Source organism: Lactivibrio alcoholicus, from assembly GCF_055390895.1.
The window spans coordinates 2,082,454-2,106,242 of sequence record NZ_AP042471.1; the positions used below are offsets into that span (position 1 = coordinate 2,082,454).

At 63.7% G+C, this 23,789-nt stretch carries 17 protein-coding genes; 13 read left to right on the forward strand and 4 right to left on the reverse strand.

Features of this window, described 5'->3' with window-relative positions; translation table 11 throughout:
* The first annotated feature begins 1 nt into the window (after window position 1).
* The 7 genes from ACZ5IU_RS09590 to ACZ5IU_RS09620 all read left to right on the forward strand — a co-directional run bounded on the left by ACZ5IU_RS09590 (window position 2) and on the right by ACZ5IU_RS09620 (window position 9,692).
* Entirely contained in the window at window positions 2-841 is an 840-nt protein-coding gene (locus ACZ5IU_RS09590) for a hypothetical protein (RefSeq protein WP_464416680.1), read from the forward strand.
* Window positions 838-1,512: an AroM family protein gene (locus tag ACZ5IU_RS09595; RefSeq protein ID WP_464416682.1), complete on the forward strand. Its 675-nt coding sequence runs from the start codon at window positions 838-840 to the stop codon at window positions 1,510-1,512. The genes ACZ5IU_RS09590 and ACZ5IU_RS09595 overlap by 4 nt, the downstream gene beginning before the upstream one ends.
* 17 nt (window positions 1,513-1,529) lie before the next feature.
* Window positions 1,530-2,474: an aminopeptidase gene (locus ACZ5IU_RS09600; protein ID WP_464416684.1), complete on the forward strand. Its 945-nt coding sequence runs from the start codon at window positions 1,530-1,532 to the stop codon at window positions 2,472-2,474.
* A 164-nt stretch (window positions 2,475-2,638) separates the two neighbouring features.
* Window positions 2,639-5,440, forward strand: coding sequence for a transporter substrate-binding domain-containing protein (locus tag ACZ5IU_RS09605; protein WP_464416686.1), 2,802 nt, complete (start codon window positions 2,639-2,641; stop codon window positions 5,438-5,440).
* Window positions 5,437-7,458 (forward strand): response regulator, encoded by a 2,022-nt coding sequence (locus ACZ5IU_RS09610; RefSeq protein ID WP_464416688.1) that lies wholly within the window; start codon window positions 5,437-5,439, stop codon window positions 7,456-7,458. Before ACZ5IU_RS09605 ends, ACZ5IU_RS09610 begins: the two co-directional genes overlap by 4 nt.
* Window positions 7,455-8,537 (forward strand): response regulator, encoded by a 1,083-nt coding sequence (locus tag ACZ5IU_RS09615; protein ID WP_464416690.1) that lies wholly within the window; start codon window positions 7,455-7,457, stop codon window positions 8,535-8,537. The genes ACZ5IU_RS09610 and ACZ5IU_RS09615 overlap by 4 nt, the downstream gene beginning before the upstream one ends.
* A 60-nt stretch (window positions 8,538-8,597) precedes the next feature.
* The gene (locus ACZ5IU_RS09620; RefSeq protein WP_464416692.1) at window positions 8,598-9,692 is read left to right on the forward strand and encodes a response regulator; all 1,095 of its coding nucleotides are present in this window, start codon (window positions 8,598-8,600) and stop codon (window positions 9,690-9,692) included.
* Between the two features lie 34 nt (window positions 9,693-9,726).
* Here the strand turns inward: ACZ5IU_RS09620 and ACZ5IU_RS09625 are convergent, their stop codons facing one another.
* Window positions 9,727-10,860: a LysM peptidoglycan-binding domain-containing protein gene (locus ACZ5IU_RS09625; protein WP_464416694.1), complete on the reverse strand. Its 1,134-nt coding sequence runs from the start codon at window positions 10,858-10,860 to the stop codon at window positions 9,727-9,729.
* A gap of 139 nt (window positions 10,861-10,999) precedes the next feature.
* Here ACZ5IU_RS09625 and ACZ5IU_RS09630 point away from each other — a divergent pair, with 139 nt between their 5' ends.
* Window positions 11,000-11,755, forward strand: a complete 756-nt coding sequence (locus ACZ5IU_RS09630) for an acyl-[acyl-carrier-protein] thioesterase (RefSeq protein WP_464416696.1) — start codon at window positions 11,000-11,002, stop codon at window positions 11,753-11,755.
* A 102-nt stretch (window positions 11,756-11,857) separates the two neighbouring features.
* On the opposite strand, the gene ACZ5IU_RS09635 is transcribed toward ACZ5IU_RS09630, so the two are convergent.
* Window positions 11,858-13,069 carry an iron-containing alcohol dehydrogenase gene (locus ACZ5IU_RS09635; protein ID WP_464416698.1) on the reverse strand — a complete coding sequence of 404 codons (1,212 nt, stop codon included), beginning with the start codon at window positions 13,067-13,069 and terminating at the stop codon, window positions 11,858-11,860.
* A 382-nt stretch (window positions 13,070-13,451) separates the two neighbouring features.
* Between ACZ5IU_RS09635 and ACZ5IU_RS09640 the strand changes: the two genes are divergently transcribed.
* The gene (locus ACZ5IU_RS09640; RefSeq protein ID WP_464416700.1) at window positions 13,452-14,423 is read left to right on the forward strand and encodes a P1 family peptidase; all 972 of its coding nucleotides are present in this window, start codon (window positions 13,452-13,454) and stop codon (window positions 14,421-14,423) included.
* Window positions 14,424-14,447: 24 nt separating this feature from the next.
* Here the strand turns inward: ACZ5IU_RS09640 and ACZ5IU_RS09645 are convergent, their stop codons facing one another.
* Window positions 14,448-15,503 (reverse strand): HD domain-containing phosphohydrolase, encoded by a 1,056-nt coding sequence (locus ACZ5IU_RS09645; RefSeq protein WP_464416702.1) that lies wholly within the window; start codon window positions 15,501-15,503, stop codon window positions 14,448-14,450.
* A gap of 3 nt (window positions 15,504-15,506) precedes the next feature.
* The gene (locus ACZ5IU_RS09650) at window positions 15,507-17,561 is read right to left on the reverse strand and encodes an ATP-binding protein (protein WP_464416704.1); all 2,055 of its coding nucleotides are present in this window, start codon (window positions 17,559-17,561) and stop codon (window positions 15,507-15,509) included.
* 175 nt (window positions 17,562-17,736) lie between these two features.
* Between ACZ5IU_RS09650 and ACZ5IU_RS09655 the strand changes: the two genes are divergently transcribed.
* Genes ACZ5IU_RS09655 through ACZ5IU_RS09670 form a run of 4 tightly spaced genes read left to right on the forward strand, consistent with a single transcriptional unit; the run spans window position 17,737 to window position 23,770 of the window.
* Window positions 17,737-19,266 carry a DUF342 domain-containing protein gene (locus ACZ5IU_RS09655; RefSeq protein WP_464416706.1) on the forward strand — a complete coding sequence of 510 codons (1,530 nt, stop codon included), beginning with the start codon at window positions 17,737-17,739 and terminating at the stop codon, window positions 19,264-19,266.
* A 21-nt stretch (window positions 19,267-19,287) separates the two neighbouring features.
* Window positions 19,288-21,150 (forward strand): PAS domain S-box protein, encoded by a 1,863-nt coding sequence (locus ACZ5IU_RS09660; protein WP_464416708.1) that lies wholly within the window; start codon window positions 19,288-19,290, stop codon window positions 21,148-21,150.
* Window positions 21,151-21,189: 39 nt separating this feature from the next.
* Complete coding sequence (locus tag ACZ5IU_RS09665) at window positions 21,190-23,328, forward strand: sensor histidine kinase (RefSeq protein WP_464416710.1); 2,139 nt, start codon at window positions 21,190-21,192, stop codon at window positions 23,326-23,328.
* 7 nt (window positions 23,329-23,335) lie between these two features.
* Window positions 23,336-23,770 (forward strand): response regulator, encoded by a 435-nt coding sequence (locus ACZ5IU_RS09670; protein WP_464416712.1) that lies wholly within the window; start codon window positions 23,336-23,338, stop codon window positions 23,768-23,770.
* Window positions 23,771-23,789: the final 19 nt, after the last annotated feature.

Genomic DNA, 23,789 nt, shown 5'->3' on the forward strand with positions numbered 1-23,789 from the left:
GATGAAAGCGCAGTTTTCCCTTACCGTCGCGGAAGGCAAAAAACTGATCGCGAAGGGGATCGCCGCGCTTCCCGAAGTGCGCCGCGCGTTGGCGGACGGGATGATCCTGCTCAAGGGCGGGACGACGGTCTCGGCGCTCGCGGAAGAACTGGCCGGGACGCCGCTCCGGATTTCCGGACGGATATCCCTCCGGGGGACCGTCGCGGCGGCCCGGACCGTCGAAGGGGCGCACTCCCTGTTGCTTCGCGGAGGGCGTCCCGAAGCGGCAGATGGCCGTCTCGAGGCGATCGCCGCCGAGATGGGCCCGGACGACGTCGTCGTCTGCGGCGCCAACATCGTCGACTCCTGCGGGAACGCGGCGATGATGGCCGGGCGGTTCATGGGCGGCGAGCCGGGACGGATACTGCCGCTCCTGCCGTCGCAGGGGGTGCGATGCATCATCGCCGCGGGAGTCGAGAAGATCTCCCCGACTTCCGTGCCGGAGGCGATGAAAGCCTGCGGCCGAAAGGCGCCGGCGTGGTCCATGGGCATGGCGGTGGGACTCGTGCCCCTCTTCGGGCGGATCGTGAGCGAACCCGAGGCGTTGCGCGCGCTCGGGGCGCGCGACGCGTGGGTCATCGGACGCGGCGGCGTCTCGGGAGCCGAAGGCGGAGCGACGTTCGTCGTCGATGGCGACGACCGATGGTTCGAGACGTTCCGGATGGTTCTCGAGAGTGTCAGGGGAGCGGAGACGAGCGGCGTCGCCGGCTCCATCGACGAGTGCCTCCGCTGCGGACCGAACGGCGCGGATCATCTCGCGTGCTGTTATCGGGACGAACTTCGAAAGGAGAATGACCGATGAAACGGATTCTCGGAACGGTGACGATCGGACAGTCGCCGCGAACGGACGTGACGCCCGATCTGCGCGCGATTCTCGGCGACGGAATCGACATCGTCGAGGCCGGCGCGCTCGACGGACTCTCCCGGGACGAGATCGCGTCTCTCGCCCCCGAGACCGGAGACTACGTTCTCGTCACGCGCCTGGCGGACGGTTCGTCGATCCAGGTCGCCGAAAAATATATCGCGCCCCGCGTGGAAGCCAGGATCGCGGAGCATTTCGACAACGGTCTTTCGACCGTTCTGCTGCTCTGCACGGGAGAATTCCCGGATTTCCCGACCGACGGTCTGCTCCTGCGTCCGCAACGCATCCTGTACAATACGGTCGAGGCGGTCGCGAAAGGATTGCGCGTCGGGTTCCTGACGCCGTCGCGCGACCAGATCGCGCAATCCGGACGTCGCTGGAAGAGCGTCTGCTCGGATCTTCGCGTGGTTCCGGCGTCGCCCTACGCGGATGCCGAAAGGGCCGTTCGGGCGGCCGCGGCGGAGATGAAGGAATGGGGGGCCGATCTCACGGTCATGGACTGCATGGGGTATACGCTTGCGATGCAGGAAGCGGTCCGGGAAGTGACGGACAGGCCCGTGATCCTGGCGCGGGGCATCGTCGCCCGCGTCGTTCGCGAACTGATCGGATGAGGAGGGGCGTTCGGAATATGGATTTCGTCGATGTGTCGAAGCGGCTTCTGAAGGACAATATGGGGCTTGTCGCCGGCGAACGGCTGGTCGTCGTCTACGACGAGACGACATTGCAGATCGGCGAGAGTCTGTTTCTCGCGGGATGCGCCCTGGGTGCGAAGACGGCTGCGATCCGGATTCCCGTTCCCGAACGGAACGGCGCTGAGCCGGACGACATCGTCTCGGCCGCGATGAAGGCCGCCGACGTCGTTGTGGCCCCGACCGGGGCCTCGCTGACGCATACGCAGGCGCGAAAGCGCGCGTGCGAAGCGGGAGCCCGCGTGGCGACGATGCCGCGAATCACCGGGGATATGTACTTCAACGGTCCGATCACGGCCGACTACACGATCGTCGAAGCGGTGACGAAACGCTACACTGAGCTGCTTTCCCACGCCGGAACGGCCGAGATCATAACGGGCGGACACTCTCTCTCGATGTCCCTCGCCGGGCGCGAAGGGCATCCGAGCACGGGCGTCTATCGCAACAGGGGCGAATCGGGCAACCTCCCTTCGGGAGAGGCGTACATCGCGCCGGTCGAAGGGAGTGCGAACGGCTCCGTGGTCATCGACGGATCGTTCGTCGGGCTCGGCGTCCTCGACGAACCGCTGCTGCTGACGTTCCGGGACGGGCTTCTCGCCGGCATCGAGGGAAGGGGAGGCTCCACGATCCTCGCGCAGCTCGGGGACAATCCGAAGGCCCGCAACCTCGCGGAGCTCGGCATCGGGACGAACGACCGCGCACGCTTCACGGGCGTGATTCTCGAGGATGAAAAGATCTACGGGACGGTACACATCGCGCTCGGCAGCAACGATACGTTCGGAGGAACCGTCGCCGCGGGAATTCACATCGACGGCGTCATGCGCAAGCCGACGCTGCGGCTCGACGGCCGCGTCGTCGTCGAGGGAGGCCGGCTCACGGCCTGACGCGGACAAAACGAGGGAAAAACGGAGCGGGAGAGCGAAGATTCTGATAGAATACAACTGACAGGGTTCGTATGTCCGCAGACAGGCGATTATACGACACGGTATTCCGGAAACCCGGGGAAACATGAACGCATTCTGACGCAGTCTCCGAGGAGAGGTGCCCGATGCGGAAATGCGACCGTTCCCGTTCCGGCCGGTTCGTTCCATTGTTCGCCGTTCTTCTGCTCGCGACCTTCATGATGTTTCCGACGCATTCCGGCGCCACGTCGGGAGGAGCGCGGCTGAGTTTTGTCTACAACCCAGGCGTCGCGCCGCTGAAGTTCGAGAGCGAATCCGGGGACGCGATGGGGCTCTTCGCAGACTTCTGGCGGCTCTGGTCGGAAAAGGCCGGAGTGTCCGTCGACCTCGTGCGCGCCCCCGGACTGAACGAATCACTCGAATACCTCAGGACGGGAAGCGCCGATATCCATGCCGGAGTCTTCCGCACGCCGGAGCGGGAATCGTACCTCGCGTTTTCCGCCCCAATCCTGAGCCTCGACTACTTCCTGTTCTCCCACCCGGCGATCCGCCGCGTCCGGACGCTCGACGACACGTCCGGACTGATCGTCGGCATCGCCACCAGCGGCTATACGCAGGATTTTCTCTGGGCCCGTCTCCCGGCTTCGCGAATCGCGTTCTACGACGACTTCGACGCGCTCTTCCGCGCAGCGATGCGTGGGGACGTCAAGGTCTTCGTGTCGACGAAGATCGGCCTGAACTACTTTCTGGGACAAAACCGCCTCTCGAACATCTTCTCATTCGACGAATCCGCGCCGCTCTTCTCGCAGGTCTACTGCGCCGCCGTATCCCGGGACAGAGCCGACCTGCTTCCTCTCATCAACGATGGGCTCGGAAAGATCTCCGTCAGGGATCGCGACGGACTGGAGAAGAAGTGGATCGTCCGTCACGCGAGACAGATCCCGGCCGAGTTCGCGGCCGCGCTTACCGACGAGGAACGGACCTTTCTCGCGAACACGCGGGAGATCCGCGTCCAGAACGAGGAGGACTGGGCGCCGCTGAACTACCGTGAGGGCGGCATTCCGAAGGGACTCTCGATCGAATACATGATGCTGCTCGCGGAAAAGACGGGGCTTGACATCCGTTTCGTCACTCACGGAAAGTGGAACGATTTCTTCTCGATGATTCGCTCCGGGGATCTCGATGTCCTTTTGAATGTCGCGGCAACTTCTGAACGGGAGGAGTTCCTCTCGTTCCTGCCCGCGTACGCGTCCGTCGAGGTCGCTCCGTTCACGAGCCGGGGAACGCCCCGCGTGACCTCGGTGAAGGATCTTTCCGGCCGTCGCGTCGCGGTCACGAGGGGGTTCGTTTCCCGGGACATCCTTCATCGCTTCGCCTCGATCGACCTGTTCGAGACTCCCGATTCGAGCGAGGCGGTCTGGGCCGTCGCACGGGGGAAGGCGGACGTCGTTGTCGACGCGGTTCCCGTGGTCGAATTCCTCTGCGAGAGGCTCGGGGAACAGGAACTCGTCCGCGGCGACGATATCGGAATCGCGGGAGCCGGTCCGCTGCGGCTGCACGTCGCGGTCAGGAAGGATCAGCCGCTGCTCGCGTCGATCCTTCGTCGTGGGATGGCGCTGATCCCGGAGAGCGACGTCCGGCGGCTCTACGAAAAATGGACCGGGAAGAAGTCCGCGTCGGTCCGGAAGGACGGGCGAATTCCGCTCACGCCCGCCGAACGGGCATTTGTCGAATCCCACGGACCGATGACCTTCAGCGATGTCGACTGGAGGCCGATATCCGTCGTCGATGAATCCGGAGCCTTCGACGGACTGATCGCCGATTACCTGAAGATCATCACGGAGCGTTCCGGGCTGCGTTTCGAGTATCGCAAACGCGACACGTGGTCCGATGTTCTCGATGCCTACGCCCGCCGCGAGATCGACATGATCCCGGCGCTCGCGAGCGGCGACGACGCTGGACGGGAGATCCTCCTGTCCGCCCCGTACGCCTCTTTTCCGCTCGTCATCGTCACGAGGAACGACGTGAGTTACATCAGGGACATCGGCGAGCTTGCGGGACGGACCGTCGCCGCGGGCAGGGGGTATACGGCCGCGAACTATCTCAGGAGGCACTACCCCGAAATCCGAATCGTCGAAACGAACGACGTCGCCGAAGGACTCCTGAGAGTCGCCGACGGCAGCGCGTTCGCGTTCGTGGAGCACATGGCGGTCGCCATCGAGGTGATGCGGGATCTCGGTCTCTCGAACCTCAAGATCGCGGGCGAGGCGGGGTATCGGTTCGACCACCGGATCGGCGTCGACTTGCGGTTTCCTGAGGCTGTCTCGATCATCGACAAGGTCTTCGCGTCGATGACGGAACAGGAACACCGGGAGATCGAAAGCCGCTGGATGCACGTCGAATACGCGAAGGGAATCGACTACGCGCTCGTCTGGAAAGTCACGGCAGGGGCACTCTTCCTGCTCTCGCTGATCCTGTTCTGGAACCGACGGCTCTCGTCCGAGGTATCCGCGAGAAAGCAGGCAGAAAACGAACTCCGGCATGTCGTCGCCGAACTCAATCGCACCGGCGAAGAGCTGCGCGTGCAGATCGCCGAACGTGACCGTGCGAAGGGCAGGATGCAGGAAATGCTGGCGGACCTCGAGAAGGCCCGGCGCGAGGCCGAAGAGGCGACGAAGGCGAAGGGCGACTTTCTCGCGAACATGAGCCACGAGATCCGGACGCCGATGAACGCGATCATCGGAATGAGCCATCTGGCCCTCAGGACCGACCTTACGCCGAAGCAGCGGGACTACGTCACGAAAGTCAACGCCTCGGCACAGAACCTCCTCGGGACATCAACGACATTCTCGATTTCTCGAAGATCGAGGCCGGAAAACTCGATCTCGAACGAATCGACTTCGAACTCAGCGGAGTCCTCGGAAATCTCGCGAATCAGGTCACGATGAAGGCACAGGAGAAGGGACTCGAACTGATCTTCGACGTCGCTCCGGACGTTCCGGGGGCGCTCGTCGGCGATCCGTTGCGGCTGGGGCAGGTGTTGCTCAACCTCGTGAACAATGCGGTCAAGTTCACGGAAAGGGGCGAGGTCGTCGTTTCCGTCGCGTGCGGCCGGGCCGGCCCGGACGACGCGACGCTGAACTTCGCGGTCAGCGATACCGGAATCGGAATGACGGAAGAGCAGCGAAACAGGCTTTTTCGCTCCTTCGAACAGGCCGATGCCTCGACGACGCGGCGCTATGGCGGAACGGGACTCGGTCTGAGCATCAGTCGCAACCTCGTCGAGCACATGGGAGGTTCGATCGGAGTCGAGAGCGTGCCGGGGAAGGGAAGCGTCTTCCGGTTCACCGCGGAATTCGGCCTCCGGAAAGGGCAGTCCTCGCGCGTCGCAGCTCCGGAGGCCGTGCGCGGCCTGAAGATCATGGTCGTCGACGATAACGCCACATTCCGCGAGGTCATGGAGCACTATCTGAGGGGGTTCTCGTGCGACGTTTTCTCCGCCGCCTCGGGGGAAGCGGCCGTCGAAAAACTCCGTTCCGACGCCTTTATGGGAGAGCTTCCCTTCGACCTCGTCTTCATGGACTGGATGATGCCAGGAATGGACGGCATCGAGGCGGCGAAACGGATCCAGCAGGAATCCACACTCGAACGGATCCCGAAAATCATCCTCGTGACCGGTTACGGTCGGGATGACGTCATGGAGGACGCGAAACGGATCAATCTCGACGGATATCTTCTCAAACCCGTGACACAGTCCCTTCTCTTCGATGCGATCATGGAGGCTTTCGGGCATCCCGCGGAACAGGGAATCGAGAAGGGGAAGCGGAAGATCGAGGCGCCGGACGGGCTCGACGAGCGCCGAGGGGCGCGTCTGCTGCTGGTAGAGGACAACGAAATCAACCGGCAGCTCGCCACGGAACTTCTCTCGTCGGAGGGGTTCTTCGTCGACATCGCCGAAAACGGACGCATCGGCGTCGAACGGGTGACGGAGGCGAGACGATCGTCCACGCCCTACGACGTCGTCCTCATGGACCTTCAGATGCCGGAGATGGATGGATTCGCGGCCGCCTCCGAGATCCGTCGCCGGGAAAAAGCGGAGGTCGGACCCGGCGGAGCGGCCACCGCCGTGCCGATTGTCGCGATGACCGCCGACGCCATGGCGGGGGTGCGGGAACGGGTCCTCGAAAGCGGAATGGACGATTACGTGACCAAGCCCGTAGACCCTGCGGACGTTTTGCGGACGCTCGTGCGGTGGATCCGTCCCGGAGAGCGGACGCTCCCGCCGGAATACGCGGTCCCGAATCCAGCGGTTCCGGAAGAGGAAGGGAATCCGTGCGACCTGTCGAGTCTCTCGGTCGTGAACAGCGAGATCGGTCTCTCCCGAGTATCCGGGAACACGAAGCTGTACGCGAGCCTTTTGGGAAAGTTCCATCGCGATTACGCCGGGATTTCCGGACAGATCCGTTCCGCCCTCTCTGGCGGGGACACGGAGAGCGCCCTCAGAATGGCGCACACGATCAAAGGCGTCGCGGGAACGATCGGGGCGCCGGATCTCCAGAGAAGGGCCGAACTCCTCGAATCGGCGCTGGCGGTTTCCTCCGGACTCACGGACGAGAGTGCGCTGGTGCCGTTCGAGCAGGAGCTGGTGCGCGTGATCCGGGATCTCGATCCGGTAGTCGCCTGCCTTGCCGGGGAAGAAGCCTCGTCCGCCGGAGGAAGCGAACCCGGAGACGTTGCCCGGCTCGCGTCGATGCTCGAAAGGCTGCTCCCCGAAATGCGAAAGCGCAAACCGCGGCCGTGCCGGGAAATCATGGCGGAGATCCTTGCCTTTTCGTGGCCGGACGGGTACTCCCGGTCCCTGGTCGAGATGGACGCGTTGCTCGGACAGTACAAGTTCAGGGAGGCGGAACTCCGCGTGACGGCGCTCCTGCGCGTGCTGTCCGGAGAGGAGGCGAAAGACGGATGACAGGAGGTCCGCCGAAGGTGTTGGTTGTCGACGATACGGAGGCGAACGTCGATGTCCTCGTCGGAACGCTCGACGCGGTTTACGACGTCCGCGTCGCGATGGACGGAGCGGGCGCGCTCGAGGCGGTCTCGGAAGAAAAGCCGGACATGATCCTTCTCGACGTGATGATGCCCGGAATGGACGGGTACGAGGTGTGCCGTCGCCTCAAGGCGAATGCCGCGACGAACGATATCCCCGTCATCTTCCTGACGGCGATGACAAGCGAGAGCGACGAGGCGCGCGGGCTTGCGCTCGGCGCGGTGGACTACATCGCGAAACCCTTCAGCCCCGAACTCGTGAAATCGCGCGTGAACAACCAGATCGAACTCAAGCGCTATCGCGACAAACTGGAGGATCTCGTGCGGGAACGCACCGCCGAACTGGCGGCGACACAGGAGGTGGCGATATATTGCCTCGCGTCGTTCACCGAAACGCGGGATCCCGAGACGGGCGGCCACATACTCCGGACGCAGCGGTACGTCCGCCTTCTCGCCGAACGTCTGAGCCTGCTTCCTGAATACCGGGACTCCCTGAACGACGCGACGATCGACCTCCTGTACAAATCCGCGCCACTCCACGATATCGGAAAGGTCGGCGTTCCCGATGCGATTCTCAGAAAGCCGGGAAAGCTCACGCACGAGGAGTTCGAGGAGATGAAGCGACACACAGTGTATGGACTCCGGGCGTTGCGTATGGCGGAAAAAAGGCTTGGATCCAACTCGTTCATGCGTCTGGCGGCCGAGATCGCGTACTCCCACCACGAGAAATGGGACGGAAGCGGATACCCCCGCGGCGTCGGGGGAGCCGAAATCCCGGTTTCGGGTCGGATCATGGCTCTTGCCGACGTGTACGACGCACTGGTCAGCCGTCGGGTGTACAAGGAGCCGTTTCCGCATGACCGCGCGATTTCGGTCGTCGCCGAAGGGCGCGGGACGTCGTTCGATCCCGGAATGACGGACTGTTTTCTCGGGGTAGGGGATGAAATCGGGGAAATAGCCCGCGAATTCCCGGATGACGATATTTCGGATAAAGAGGAATAGTGGAAAATTGCGGTCGGATGGAGTACGCTGTTTCGCAACAGGAAGGAAGTGACGGAAAACATGGTTGAATCTTCCCCGGCGAAAGTCCTCATCGTCGATGACGTCGAATCGAGTGTCGACGAGCTCGTCTCGGCGCTCGGGGATCTCTATGACGTCCGCGTGGCGATGGACGGACAGACGGCGCTGGAAACCGCCGCCGAAGACCGCCCCGATCTCATCCTGCTCGACATCATCATGCCCGATATGGACGGATACGAGGTCTACGAACGCCTGTCTGCCGCTCCGGAAACGGCGGATATCCCCGTGATCTTCCTGACCGCGAAGACGGAGGAAAGCGACGAGGCCCGCGGCCTGGCGATGGGTGCCGTGGATTACATCACGAAGCCGTTCATTCTGGAGCTCGTGAAGGCCCGCGTGAAAAACCACCTGAACCTCAAGAGATACCGCGATCACCTCGAGGAGCTCGTCCGGGAACGAACCAGAGAAATCGTCGCCCTGCAGGAGGTCATGATCAACAGCCTCTCCGCGCTCGCCGAGACGAGGGATCTCGAGACCGGCGGCCATATCCTGCGTACGCAGCGCTATGTCCGCGTGCTTGCCGAACACCTCAGAAGCCACCCGAAATTCCGTGTCTACCTCTCGGAGGACGGTATCATCGACCTCCTGTTCAAGACAGCGCCGCTGCACGATATCGGCAAGGTCGGGATCCCGGACCAGATCCTCAAGAAACCCGGAAAGCTGAGCGGCGAGGAATTCGAGGAGATGAAGCTCCACACCGCCTATGGCCGGAGCGCGTTACGGAACGCCGAGGAAAGCATGGGAGGGAGTACCTTCCTGCGGATTGCCGCCGAAATCGCCGCGACGCATCACGAAAAATGGAACGGACAGGGGTATCCCTGCGGACTGGCCGGCGAGGACATCCCCGTTTCCGGACGTCTCATGGCTCTTGCGGACGTCTACGACGCGCTGATCAGCCGGCGCGTCTACAAACCGCCCTACTCCCACGCGAAGGCGGTGGAAATCATCACCGGAGAGCGGGGAAAGAGCTTCGATCCCGACGTCGTCGACGCGTTCCTCGCGAACGAACGGGAATTCAGAGATATCGCGTACAACTTCCTCGACAGCTACGGGGAACGGCTGACGCTCGGAACCTGATCCTGTCGTCCGCGCTCCCCGGGCCGGGGGGAGATCACTGCTTCGCCAGATAGGGCCTCGGATCGACGGACTTGCCGTCGCGCAGGAGATGGAAGACCAGCTTCGGGGCCGGGCCGTCGCCGATTGTCGCGATCTTCGTCCCGCGCTTCACGGTCTGTCCCGATGTGACATAGAGAGTTCCGAGCCCTCCGTAGAACGTGGCGATGCCGTTGCCGTGGTTGAGGTAGACCGCGTTGCCGAAGTCCTTCATCCATCCGCCGTGGAGCACGGTCGCGTCGGCGGCTGCATAGACGGTCTCGCCGGGCTTCGCGCTCGCGCTCAGCCCCGATCCGAAGTTCGTGCCCACCTGTTTGGGAGCCGAACCGCTCCGGAGCGGCCACTGGAGTTCGAGGCCGCTCTGCTTCGCGGGCTGCGGTGGTTGCGTCGGCTTCGCCTCCCGGGCGCGCGGCTTCGCGGACTTCGGAGGGGCCTTTTCCTGCGTCGGCGTGTCCGCCGCGCCGGGAAGCCGGATCGTCTGCCCGATCCGGATGACGGTCGACTCCGTGAAGGAGTTGACGCGCAGGAGTTCCGAGAACGAAACCCCGTAGGATCTCGCGATGCGGTAGAGAGTGTCTCCCTCGCGGACCAGATGTTCCGTTGCGTCCGGCTTCCGTCCGGAGGCCGCTTCGGGAGCGGGCGGGGCTGCGGGTTCTTCGCCCTTCGGCGCCGGTGTCGGCGCGGTTGCGGCCGCTTCGTCGGGGCGCAGCTGTTCGTGTCCGCCCTTCGGCGTCGCGACGCTGACGCGATCGGGAACCTTTGCGCGGTAGTCCCGACTTTCGGGAACGTCCTCCTGCGGGACGAGCGGCGCGAGAAATTCGTCTGCGAACCGCGGTTTCGGCCATGCTCCGAGTCCCCGGCGCTTGGCCTCGTAGAGCGTCGCGAGGACGTCCTTCGGCGACTTCGGAATCAGAAGGACCGTCCCCGCCGGCGGCAGCGCGTCCGCTGCGGAGAGCCCGTTGGCGGCGGTCAGGTTCATGGGATCGATGCGATAGCGGGCTGCGACGCCCTGAACGGTATCTCCGGCCTTCACCGTGTGGACCGCGAACGGATGCTCCGCCGCGGAGAGGGAGCCGGCCCAGGCCGCCAACAGGAGAAGCGGCATCAATAGCGCGCGGACAGTACGCCTCATGCGTCGTTCGACCTCCGGCGCCCGGGTTCGGGCGCGAATGAAATGCCATCCAATTTCAATATTATACGACGCCCGCCGCGAACGTGCGAAAAGGCGCATAATACGAAAGATCACTATTCGACGAAACGGGATGATGCGTGTGCTCGAGGCGACCTTACAGATTCCGTATGCGGGAATCGGTCCGGACGGACGGATGAAATTCCCCGTACTTCTCGACATCTTTCAGGACATGGCGGACCGCGACGCGCGTCGGATGGACATGTCCGTCGCGAACCTTCTGCCGCGCGGCGTGAGCTGGGTTCTGCGCCGCTACAGCATCCGCGTGGACCGCTACCCCGTTCACGGACGGGAACTCCACGTGACGACGTGGCACGAGCCGCACAGAAACCTCTACTCGATGCGCGCGTTCGAAATGCGCGACGACGACGGAACTTTCGCGACGGCACTGACGTGCTGGATTCTGATCGACGTCGGACGCGGACGCCCCATACGGCTCGACCGATGCTCGACGCCCCTTTACGTCAGCGAGGCGCGTCCGGTCGCCGGCGATTTGCCGGATCTGCCTCCGTTCGACGGGGAGGATTTCGAAGTGCCGTTCCGGATCCGGGAATGGGATCTCGACCTGAACGGACACGTCAACAACGCGGTGTACTTCGCCTGGGCGGCGGAGGCCGTTCCCGACGGCGTTCTGCGCGGGCGGGCAATCTCGCACGTCGAGGCGGAGTTCCTGCGTCCGACCGAAGGACGGGGGCTCGTGAGCGTGCGGACGCAAACGATGGAATCTCCCTCGGGTGTCCGAAGCTACCTTCATTCGGTCCTCGGCGCCGATGGAGCCGAACGTGCGCGCCTGTTCACGGAATGGAGCCCGCGGCCGTCCGGTGCGGCGGATTCCTGAGGTCGCGACGGCGGAGATAACGGAACGGACAACGAACGGCCGGGAAGAAATCCCGGCCGTTCGTTTCGGGGGTGGAGCTGCGAAAGAGGAAGTCCCCGGGCGTTACGCCAGGGGAGCGAGCGAGGTCCGGTAGATCCGTTCGATGACGTCATCGCCGGACGCGACGGGAGCCATCGAAAGCAGCCCGTCGAGCGACGGCGTGTGCCGCGCGAGGTGTACGAGACGGGCGATTGCGTCTTCGGCAAACCCTTCGTCCCTGAGTTTCTTCGTGACACCGAGCGAAAAGAGCCACGATTCGAGAGCCTTTGCGACTGTCTCGGCCTCTTCGGGAAGCCCCTTGAGCGGTCCGGTGATCGGTTCGAGGACGGAAGCGAGAACGGCCGGCACCGCCGGATAAATCTCGCGAACGACGGCCGGCACGATCATCGCAAGCCCGAGACCGTGCGCGAGTTCCGGCTTCATCGCGGACAGCGGATGCTCGAGCGCGTGCGTGAAGTGCAGAAGACCGTTGTCGAAGCAGATTCCCGCGATCATCGACGCGTACAGCAGGAAGTACCGGGCGCGGAGATCTTTCGGATTTTCGATCGCGATCGGCAGATAATGGGCTACGAGACGGACGGTCTCCTGCGCGAGCAGGATCGTGTAAGGGGACGCAGCCTTCGTCGTGCATGCCTCGAGGACATGGTTCACCGCATCGATCGAGACGAAGCGCGTCTGATCGGACGACAGGCCCGTCATCAGCGCCGGGTCGTCGATCGCGTAGAGCGGGTAGATGCAGTCGTAGGCGATCGCGGGCTTGAACTCCTTCTCCGGGATGCTCACGACGGCGAAGCGGTCGACTTCGGTGCCGGTCCCGTGCGTGAGGTTCACGGCGACGACCGGCACGGCCCGTTCAGGGACGAATTTCAGCTCGTAGAGGTCGCGCGCGCTTTTGTCCCCGTATTCCAGAAGAATGGCCGCGCTCTTGCCCGCGTCGATCGGGCTTCCGCCGCCGATCGCGACGACGGCCCGTGCGCCGAACGAACGACCGAGTGCCACGGCCTCGTCCACGCTGTCGACGGTGGGGTTCGGCGTGACTCTATCGTAGAGCGCGAACGCGATACGGCTTGCAGCGAGTGCCTTTTGCACGTGATCCCACGCCCCCGTCGAGCGGTAGGATCCCCTGCCGCACATGACGAGCACCCTGTCGATTCCCCTGTTGCGAAGCTCCGTCGCGATGTCAGCGATCTTCGCGATGGCGCCGACGCCAAGATACGCCGTCGTTTTCGTCCTGATCTCGCGAACGGAACCGATGTCTATCGTACTGTCCCACACGTTCATTCCCTCCCTCAAACAATGAGAAGTATTTCACGTATCTTCGGGGAAGACGATATCACTGTCCATACCATTCGTCAATGAGTTCACTAATTGGCGGAACCTGCTGAAATGTATACGGAAAACATTCCGTTCGTTTGACAGCGCCGGATCCGATATCTATACTGCGTGCATATTGCGTACTTCACTGCATTATTCGCGAATTCGCCCTTCATCGGACCGGGCCGGTTCCGTCCGAAGAGACGGGAAGGGGAGCATCGTGAGCGATCCGTAACGCGCACGGTCATTCCGAGACCAGTGCACGCCGAGGGCGTCACGGGCGTTCTGATCGCCATCGACCGCGCGCTGACGATGTCGTGGAAGGACGGAGGGAGCGGTTCTGATGGAATCGATGTCGTTTTTCGATATTCCGGGATTGAGCGTTGGACACGCGCATGACGAGACGGCAGGGACCGGATGTACGGTCGTGCTCTGCGAGGGCGGTGCCGTAGCGGGGGTCGATGTCCGGGGCGGTGCGCCAGGGACGCGCGAAACGGATCTTCTCGACCCGCGGAACCTGGTCGAGCGAATTCACGCGATCGTGCTGTCGGGCGGAAGCGCGTTCGGCCTCGACGCCGCCTCGGGGGTGATGGAGTTTCTCGAACGGCGCGGTGTCGGTTTCGATGTCGGCGTCACGAAGGTGCCGATCGTCTGTTCGGCCGTTCTTTTCGACCTGTTTTGCGGCGACTGGTCCCGAAGACCGGGGCGCGAAATGGGACTCAGGGCCGCGGAAAACGCGATCGATCCTGCGTACGTTCCCTCGTGCGGTTCCGTCGGGGCCGGCATGGGCGCGACCGTCGGCAAGTTCCACGGAGCGGAGTTCGCGATGCGCGGCGGCGTTGGAGCGTGCGCATGGCGGGCCGGGGCGGTCGTCGTCGGCGCCCTGATCGCCGTGAACTGTCTCGGCGATGTCATCGAACCGGGGACGGGACGGATTCTCGCGGGAGCGTGGGATCGCGACGAGAGACGCTTCCTCGGAACAGAGGACGCGGTCATCGCGGCGCTCGGGGAGAAGCGGGACGTCTTTTCCGGAAATACGACGATCGGCGTCGTCGCGACGAACGCGCATATGACGAAGGCGCAGGCCGGAAAGCTCGCGTCGATGTCGCACGACGGATACGCACGATCCATGAGGCCGTCGCATACGATGGTCGACGGAGACACGATATTCGCCCTGTCGGTCGGCGATCTCGATGCCGACCTGAACGCGCTCGGCGCGCTCGCGTCGCGCGCGGTCGAGGAGGCGGTCGCAGACGCGGTCCGTTCCGCCCGCGGCGGGTTCGGGTATCCCTCGGTGGCGGACATCCGGGGCTGACGAAAGCCATCCTCCGTCCGGTCCTCAGGGGGTATTTTCGTTTATCCGGACAGCGCCGAAAGCGGACGGAGCGCCGTCCCACATGAAGCCCCGTTCGCGGAAAAGCGAGATGCACACGTCGACGACCTGTGGGTCGAAGAGCGTTCCGCTGCTTCCCGCGACGAAATCGAGCGCCGCGTCGACGCCGAGCGCCGGCCGGTACGGGCGGTGACTCGCCATGGCCTCGACGACGTCGGCGACCATCAGGATCTTCGACTCGGGCAGAAGATCCTCCCCCCGTCTGCCGTCCGGATATCCCGAACCGTTGATGCGTTCGTGATGTTCGAGGACCATTCGCGCGAGCGGCCACGGGAAGTCGGTGTCCTTCAGGATTTCGTACCCTTCGAACGGGTGCTGCCGGATGAGCGTGAACTCGTTGCGCGTCAGGCTCGACGGCTTGCTCAGAATTTCCGACGGAATCGCGACCTTTCCGATGTCGTGCAGGACTCCGGCGATCCGGACCCCTTCGACGCGGTCGTCCGGGAGTCCCATTTCCCCGGCGATCCTCGCCGCAAGGAGCGCGACTCGCCGCTGATGTCCGGCCGTGTAGGGGTCCCGCTTTTCGACGATCGTCGAGATGATGTGGACGGTTCCGTCGAGCGACGCGCGAAGGCGTGCGAACAGATCTTCGCGCTCGCGCTCCCTGCGGGCCGCATCCACCCAGAGCCTCCGCTTCTCGATCGCGCCGAGGATTGCCGGGCCCAGACGCTTGGTGTGTTCCTTGATGACGTAATCGGTCGCTCCTGCCTTCATGCACGCGACCGCGGTGTCCTCGTTCATCGATCCCGTCAGGATGATCACCGGAATGGTCGGATCGCGCCCGATGCTCAGGCGCAGCGCGGTCATCCCGTCGAAGCGCGGCATCGAATAGTCCGAGACGACGACGTCCGGACGGAACTCCTCGAGTTCCCGCAGGAGGTCTTCCTTCGTCTCGACCCTCCGGAACGCGCATTCGGGAATGTCCCGCGAGATTTCGCGCCGCGCGAGCTCCGCGTCGGCGGGCATGTCTTCGACCATCAGGATTCGCAGTGGAGTGTCCACGGATCAACCTTTCCCCCCGTCTTGGTTTCCCATCTCTTCCCGGAGATGCGGGAGCGTGAAGACGAACGACGCTCCCGCGTCCACCCGGCCTTCCGCGCGGATGCCGCCTCCATGGCGTTCGACGATGCGCCGGACGATCGCGAGGCCGACCCCCGTGCCGTCGAAATCCTCTGGGCTGTGAAGCCGTCTGAAGACGCCGAACAGCCGGTCCGCATACTGCATGTCGAACCCGGCGCCGTTGTCCCGGACCGTGAATGTCAACTCCGCGCCGTCGTCGTTCCCTTCGATCTCGATGCGCGGGTGATCCCGTTTCGACGAGAATTTGACCGCGTTCGAGATCAGATTGGTCCAGACCTGCCGCAGCAGCGTGGCGTCCCCGATTGCGTCGGGGAGCGGACCGACGCGGAAGTCGATGCGTCCTTCCCCGCCCCCGGCCGCGATGTCTCCGATGACCGAACGCACCATGGCCTCCGTATCGATGGGGACAAGGGACATCGCCATCCGCCCGAAGCGCGACAGGGGCAGAAGGCCGTCGATCAGGGCGCTCATCCGGGTCGTATTCTCGAGGATGATGGAACAGACGCGCCGCCCCTCGTCGTCGAGATGCGGCGCGTGATCCTCGAGGAGGATTCCCGTGTATCCGTTGATCGCCCGGAGGGGAGCCCGGAGATCGTGCGAGACAGAGTACGAGAAGCTCTCGAGTTCCGCGTTGGCGGCTTCGAGTTTCGCGGTGCGCTCCAGGACGCGGCGTTCGAGTTCCATCTCCCGTCGCATCGTCTCCTCCTTGCGTTCGGTGATGTCACGGACCGTTTCGAGCAGGCACGATCTCTTCTGGAGCGTGATCGCCGCGGAATGGATCTCGACGGAGAATTCGCTCCCGTCCCTGCGCCGGTGACGCCACTCGAACGGCGTTCCGGAGAGGGACGCGACGACGAGTCGTTTCCGGATCTCCCTGTTGCGGTCGTCGGGGGAGAGCGTTTCGATCCCGAGGGAGCGGAATTCCTCGGGCGAATATCCGTAGGAGTTGCATGCGGACCGGTTCGCGTCGAGGATCTCCCCCGTGGGCGTCACGACGAACAGCGCGTCCGGATTCGCGTCGAAGAGCTGGCGGTAGCGGTGTCGAGAGTCGTCGAGCTCGATGTTCTGCGCCTTGACGAGCTCTCTGAGCGTCTCTCCCCGGTAGACCGACAGAAACGCGAGGAACGAGAGGAGAAGCGCAAGCATCGTCCCCATGATCCTGAAAAGACGCATCGAGCCCGAGACGGAACGTTCCCAGCCTTCGGCCGGTATCGCGGCGAGCCGCCAGTGTCCCGAGGCGAGAGGAATGTCGCAGGATGCGGGAAGGGAATCGAAGACCTCCGTTCGTCCGTGGAAGACGAATCCGCGATCGTTCCGTATGGCGGTCTCGATGCCGTCGGGAGAGGGTTCGAGACCCGCCTCGCGAAGCAGGGACGGGATGTCCGTGACGATGACGGTGATTCCCCAGAGCGTATCGCCCGTGAAGACGGCGCGTCGCGTGACGAGCCCGAGTCCACCCTGACGCAGTTCGTACGGACCACTCACCGTCGAACTTTTCGTTTCGATCGCGCGCCGGACGTCCTCGCGGACGGCGGGGCGTTCATCGTTGACGAGGTCATCGAGCGTCCGTTTCAGCGACGCCTCGTTCCCGGCCTCGGGATAGACGAAAACCCTTCCCGAACGCGGAAAGATCTGAAGTGCGCGAAGACCCTTCCTGCGAGGGTAGAAGTTCTCGGCGTACCGGAGGAAGTGATCCCGGAGATTTTCGATGTCTCCTCCCGCATGCGAGCGTATGAGCGAGTCGAGCCCGTCGATGGCGGCGAATTGGCGGTCGAGGAGGACGCCGAGGGCGATTCCGTACGGCGTGAGTTCCGCTGAGACGCGGGTTCGTTCTTCCGCGAGCAGGCGTTCGCGATACGTTTCCCCGGCGATATGAAGCGCGACGAGCGAGAGCGCAAGAACAATTCCCGATCCGATCGCGGCGTTCCCGAATCGACTGAAGCGGAACAGTCCGATGCGACACTGCGGTTCGCGCGCCATCCCGTCACTCACCTCGTTTCCCGGGCGGAGCATCGTTCGGAAGTGCGCCTGTGGACCACGGTAATATGTTTTCTACGTTCGAGTATGGTATAACAATACAGTAAAATCCCATTTGCGTGTAGAGTCTTTCGCGTTTTTTCGCGTGTCACCGCAGCCGGATCCTCCGAAAAAGGGGATGAAACCGACGACCGAAGATCTGAAACTCGCGAACCTGCAGAAACTCGTGAAAGACGTCGAACGCCTTCTCTCAGGAGTGACGATTCAGGAACCTCCGGATCCCGTGCCGCGCGACGGCAGCTACAAGATCCGCGTCGACCGGGACCGGATGACGGCATGGCTGGAGCTCTACCCTCCAGTCTCGGGAGGAGCCTCCGTCGATCTGGCCGAAGTTCTTCTCGCGCTCGAGCAGGAACGTCTCGAAGTCGATCGCTCTCTTGCGACGTCGCTCGTCGAACGCTGCAACAGCGGCGAAACGATCGTCGACGAAAAGGCGGTCGTCCTGCGCGGAACGCCGCCGACGTCACCGACGCCCTCCTCGATCGACTTCCTGTGTCGGATGGAGCGGACGCGTTCCTATGATACGAATACGGAACAGGCGATCGACTGGAAGAATATGTGGAGCAACCCCGTCGTCGCGAAAGGCGATTCCATCGCGATCGTCACGTTGCCGGTTCCGGGGAGCGACGGCACGGATGTCTTCGGCGCCCCGGTTCCGGCTGCGCCCGCGAAGGATCTCGGGATCGCCTGCGGTCCGAACGTCGAGGCCGTCCCCGAAGGAGACGCGCTGCGCGTCCTTTCGCGAATCGACGGACAGCCTTCGTTCGACGGAAGAATTCTGGACGTCGTCTCCGTCCTGAATATAAAGGGAGACGTCGGGATGCACACGGGAGATATCGACTTTCCCGGCGCGGTCGTCGTCAGCGGAAGTCTCCAGCAAGGCTTCCGGATCAAGGCGACGGGAAACGTCGAGATCGCGAGGAGCGTCCTCAACGCAAAGGTCTTCTGCGGAGGCGTCTGCCTCGTCAGGGGCGGCGTGATCGGCGACCAGTCGGTAATCCGGGCGGACAAGGGGGCCACGGTCGGTTTCGTGGAGTATGGAACGGTGATTGCGGCGGGGAATATCAACGTCCAGGGGTATTCGCTTTTCGCGACGCTCAAGTCGCGGGATACAGTCTTCGTGCTCGGGAAGAACCAGCGCGGTGTCGTCGGAGGGCAGGTCATGGCGAGGAACCTCATCGAGCTGTTCGGCGCGGGATCGGTCCTCGAGCCGGTGACGCAGCTCCAGGCCGGTTCCGATCCGTTCGTTCAGGAGTGGCTCAGGGATATCGTTGCCAGGAAGAAAGAGTCGGAAGAACTGAAAGGGCGCGTGGAACTCGCCCTCGCGTCGATGAAGACGAAGACTCATGGATTCCAGCAGGATCTGATGTCCGTCGACGACCGGAAGACGGTTCTCGCTCTCGCGCAGCACCACACGAAACTCGTGAAGACGCTCTCGGAGCTTCAGGCGGCCGAGGAGGAGCTCGTGCGGCGGCGGCCGTTCGCGGACGGCGTCGTGCTGCCGAAGGTCCGTATCCGGGAGAAGATCTACCCGAACGTGACGATCCGGATTTTCGACCAGACGATGATCATCAGGAAAGTGGAAACGTTCTCCTCTTTCACACTGGACACGGACGGAAACGCCATCGTTCGCGAAGCCTTCAAATGAGTGTCGCGGAGGATTGAGACCATGGAGAGGAAAATCGAAAGTCGCGCGGAAAGCGATATGAAGCCATCCCCGGCCCGGATCCACGATCTCGCCGGATCCCTGTTCACGAATATGGCGGAAGGCCTTGCGCTCCACAGGGTCATCATGGAGAACGGAAGGGCCGCGGACTACGAGTTTCTCGACGTCAACCGCGCCTACGAACGCATCGTCGGACTCTCGCGCGAGGAAATCGTCGGAAAAAGGGGAGGCGGGCTTTTCGGATCGCCCGTCCCGTATCTGTCGATCTACGCGAGAGCCGCGCTCGAACGGGATTCGACGCGCTTCGTCGCGTACTATCCGAAACTCGGCAAGCACCTCGATATCTCCGTCTTTTCGCCCGCGCTCGGATACTTCGCGACGATCCTGAGCGACGTGACGAAGCATATCCTCGCGGAACAGGAACAGGAAAGCCTGAAGCAGTACCTCGAAAGCGTCATCGATCACGCGAACATCTGGTTCGAGGTCCTCAACGAAAACCGCGAACCCGTCATCTGGAACAGGGCGGCGGAGATCATCAGCGGATACACGCGAGGCGAAGTCGTCATGGAGGGGGCCGGATTCAGGGAGTGGCTGTATCCCGATCCGGTCTACCGGGCGTCCGTCGAGTCGCGTCTCAGGATCCTGGGCGGCGGGGAGGGAACGTCGGAAGATTTCATCTCGACGATCCGAACGAAATCCGGCAAGAGCCGCCACATGCGATGGACCGTCCGGAACCTCTACGAGGCATCCGGCGGCGATCCGACCGGGATCATACTCGTCGGGCGGGACATCACGGCGCAGAGCGAGACGGAGACCGCGCTGCGCGAGAGCGAGCGGCGATACAGCAGCATCTTCCACAAATCCCACGCCGTCATGTACATCGTCGATCCGAAGACCGGCCGATACGTCGATTGCAACGCTGCGACGACGAAGTTCTACGGTTACCCGAGGGAGAAGTTCCTGAAGCTCCGGACACGCGACCTGAGCGCCGAGCCCGTCGAGGAGGAGTTACGGCAACGGCTTCTGGAAGCGTCGCAGGGGCCGCGGAGGTACCTCATGCCGCATCGCCTCAGGGACGGCTCATCCCGGTGGATGGAGGTCTTCGCGGGCCCGGTCGAAATGGAGGGCGCGACGATGATCTTTTCGATCGCCCACGACGTCACGGACTTTCACGAGGCGGAGGAGAAGCTCCGGCGGGCGAATGAGGATCTCGAGCGACGCACCCGGATTATCGAAGATCTTCTCTCGGAGTCCGACATGCAGAAGAGCCGCGTCCGAAAGCTCATGGACGACGCCATCGCGCTCACGACGAAGATCCTGGATCGCCTGGAGTGTCCGGAAACCGGGCACGACAGGAGGGCGGCCCTGCTCGCCGAGGCCGTCGCGCGGGAACTCGGTTACGATCCCGAGCGGACCGATCTCGTCCGGGCGGCCGCGATGCTTCACGACATCGGCATGATCTCGATTCCTCCGGACATCCTCGGGAAGCCCGGCGCCCTGACGCCGCAGGAGATGGATCTCGTCCGGCGGCATGCCTCCGAGGGGGGCCGGATCATCGGCGAGGTCGGTTTCCCGCCGCTGCTTGCCCGGATCGTCAGGGAACACCACGAGCGAATGGACGGCTCGGGGTACCCCGACGGGCTGACCGGCGACGCGATCTGCGAAGAGGCCCGGATACTGGCCGTGGCGGACGTCGTTGAGGCCATGACCTCCGATCGTCCGTACAGGAGCGCGCTCGGCCTCGACGCCGCGCTCGCGGAGATCGGGGCGAGACGCGGCGTTCTCTACGACGCCTGCGTCGCCGACGCGTGCGTCGCGTTGTTTCGGGAAGGCCGGTTCGATTTTCCGCCGGCGGTGGAGCGATGACGGCGCGTTTTGAGGACGGACTGCGCCGGACGTGAGGCTATGGCGAAGACGGAACGGATTTTTCCGTTTTCCTTCGTTTTCGTCGTCCTTCTCGTCGAGGGACTCATTCTCGCGGGAGGGCTCGTCTTCCATCACGTCCGCGAGGGGAGAGTGCTCGCGGACGTCCGGAACGAACTCCTGACGGTCGCGCGCCTCAAGGTCGATCAGATCGGACTCTGGCGGCGCGAGCGGCTCGGCGACGGCGGGATCGTCATGGAAAGCCCCTTTCTCGTCCGCGAGGTCGAACGGCTGCTTTCGAAAGATCCCTCAGCCGACGCCGACAGCGTCCGTGGAATCCTGAGACGTTTTCGGCTCTATTACGGGTATTCCGATGTCATTCTGCTCGACGCTGATGGTGAACGTATCCTGAACCTCTCCGGCGATCCGAAGCCCGTCTGCCCGGAGGTCCACTCGGCGGCGCTCCGGGCCATGGAGCTCCGGACGCCGTTTTTCGTCGATCTCCACACGGCGCCCGGGCACGGCGCCACGTGCGGCGTAGCGACGCCGCTGTTCCGGCGCGGCAGCGCCTCCGCTCGCGCGATCGGGGCGGTCTACCTCGAAATTTCCCCCGATGAGTTCCTCTACCCGATGATCCGGACCTGGCCGGTTCCGAGCCGAACGGCCGAATCGCTGATCGTCCGCAGAGACGGAGAGTTCGTGCTGGCCCTCAACGAACTCCGCCAACGCAGGAACACGGCAATGACGCTCCGCGTGCGCATCGGAGACGAAACGGCCGATGTCCCGGCGGTCGCGGCGATGCGCGGATACACGGGCTTCACGCGCGGGCGGGATTACAACGGCGTTCCGGTGTTTGCCGTGATCGAACCCATCCCGTCGATGTCGTGGTTCCTGATCGCAAAGATCAGCGAGGAGGAGGCTTTCGAAGGCTTCCGGACGCAGTCGGCGCTGATCTTTTCACTCGTTTTCGGTTCCATGGCACTCGTCCTCGTCGTGTCCGGTTTCTTCGTGCAGCGCGTGCAGAAGGAACGCTACCGCGCCGAAGCCGAGGCGCGGCGCGAGCGCGACGCGCTGCTCCGTCATTTCGAATACCTCGTGCGGTATGCCAACGACATCATCCTTCTCGTCGACGGCGACGAACGAATCGTCGAGGCGAACGAACGCGCGTCCGAGGCGTACGGCTATTCGGGGGACGAGATCCTCCGGCTCCGGACGACCGACCTCGTCGCCCCCGAAGATCTCGAGGAGTTCCGGCAAAGGATCCGCAGGATCGGTCGCGAAGGAGCCTACCGCAGCGAAGCGCTTCACCGGAAAAGGGACGGAACCGTCTTCCCCGTGGAGATCAGCGCGCGATCCATCGTCGTCGACGGCAGGACTTTCTCCCAGGCCATCATCCGCGATGTCACCGAACGCAAGCGCGCCGAGGAGACCATCCGGACGATGAACGCCGATCTCGAGTCGCGCGTCCGCGAGCGGACCAGGGAGCTCGAAACGGCGACGGCGGAGATGGAGGCGTTCACCTATTCCGTTTCCCACGACCTACGCGCGCCGCTCCGCGCCATGACGGGGTTCGGACAGGCGCTTTCCGAGGATTGCGGCGACGCGCTCGACGAACGGTGCCGGGGGTATGTCGGCCGGATCTGCGCGGCGGCGGACCGGATGGGCGGCCTGATCGACGACCTGCTGATGCTGTCCCGGATCTCGCGATCCGAGCTGCACCCCGAGCGCGTCGATCTCGCGGAACTCGCGCGGGCGATCCTGAAGGAGCTTCGGGAGGCGGAGTCGGACCGCCGCGTCGAAACGGTTGTCCCGGAGAGCGTCCCCGTGATGGCGGACCGGGGGCTCGCGCGGATCGTCATGGATAACCTCCTGCGCAACGCGTGGAAGTTCACGGGGAAAAAGCCGTCCGCGCGGATCGAATTCGGCGCGGCGAGGAACGACGACATGTGGGAGTGCTTCGTGAAGGACGACGGCGCGGGATTCGACATGGAGTACGCGAACAAGCTGTTCGGTCCGTTTCAGCGGTTGCACCGCGCGGACGAGTTCCCCGGGTCGGGAATCGGGCTCGTGACGGTCCAGCGGATCGTCCGGCGGCACGGCGGACGGATATGGGCGGACGGAATCGTCGACGGGGGGGCGACCTTCTCGTTCACGATGCCGGCGCCGGAAGAGGGAGTGTGAGGCGGCGGTGGAAGACAGGGAAATCCTTCTTGTGGAAGACAATCCGGACGACGAGGAACTCACGGTGCGGGCGCTCCGGAAGGCGAACATCACGAACCGGATCACGGTCGTCCGGGACGGGGCGCAGGCGATCGACCGCCTGCTCGGGCCGGAGCGGAGCCGGGAACTTCCAGTCGTCGTCCTCCTGGATCTGAAGCTTCCCAAGGTGGACGGGCTCGACGTCCTCCGCCGCATCCGCTCGGAGGAGCGGACGCGGTTTCTTCCGGTCGTCGTCTTCACGTCGTCGAGCGAGGAGCGGGATATCGTCGAGAGCTACAATCTCGGCGCGAACGGCTACGTCCGAAAGCCCGTGAGCTTCGACGAGTTCACGCAGGCCGTCCAGCGTGTCGGGCTCTACTGGATCCTCACGAACGAGCGGATTCCCGGGAGTCCGGGCTGCTGACGGCCTCCCGGGAAGAGGG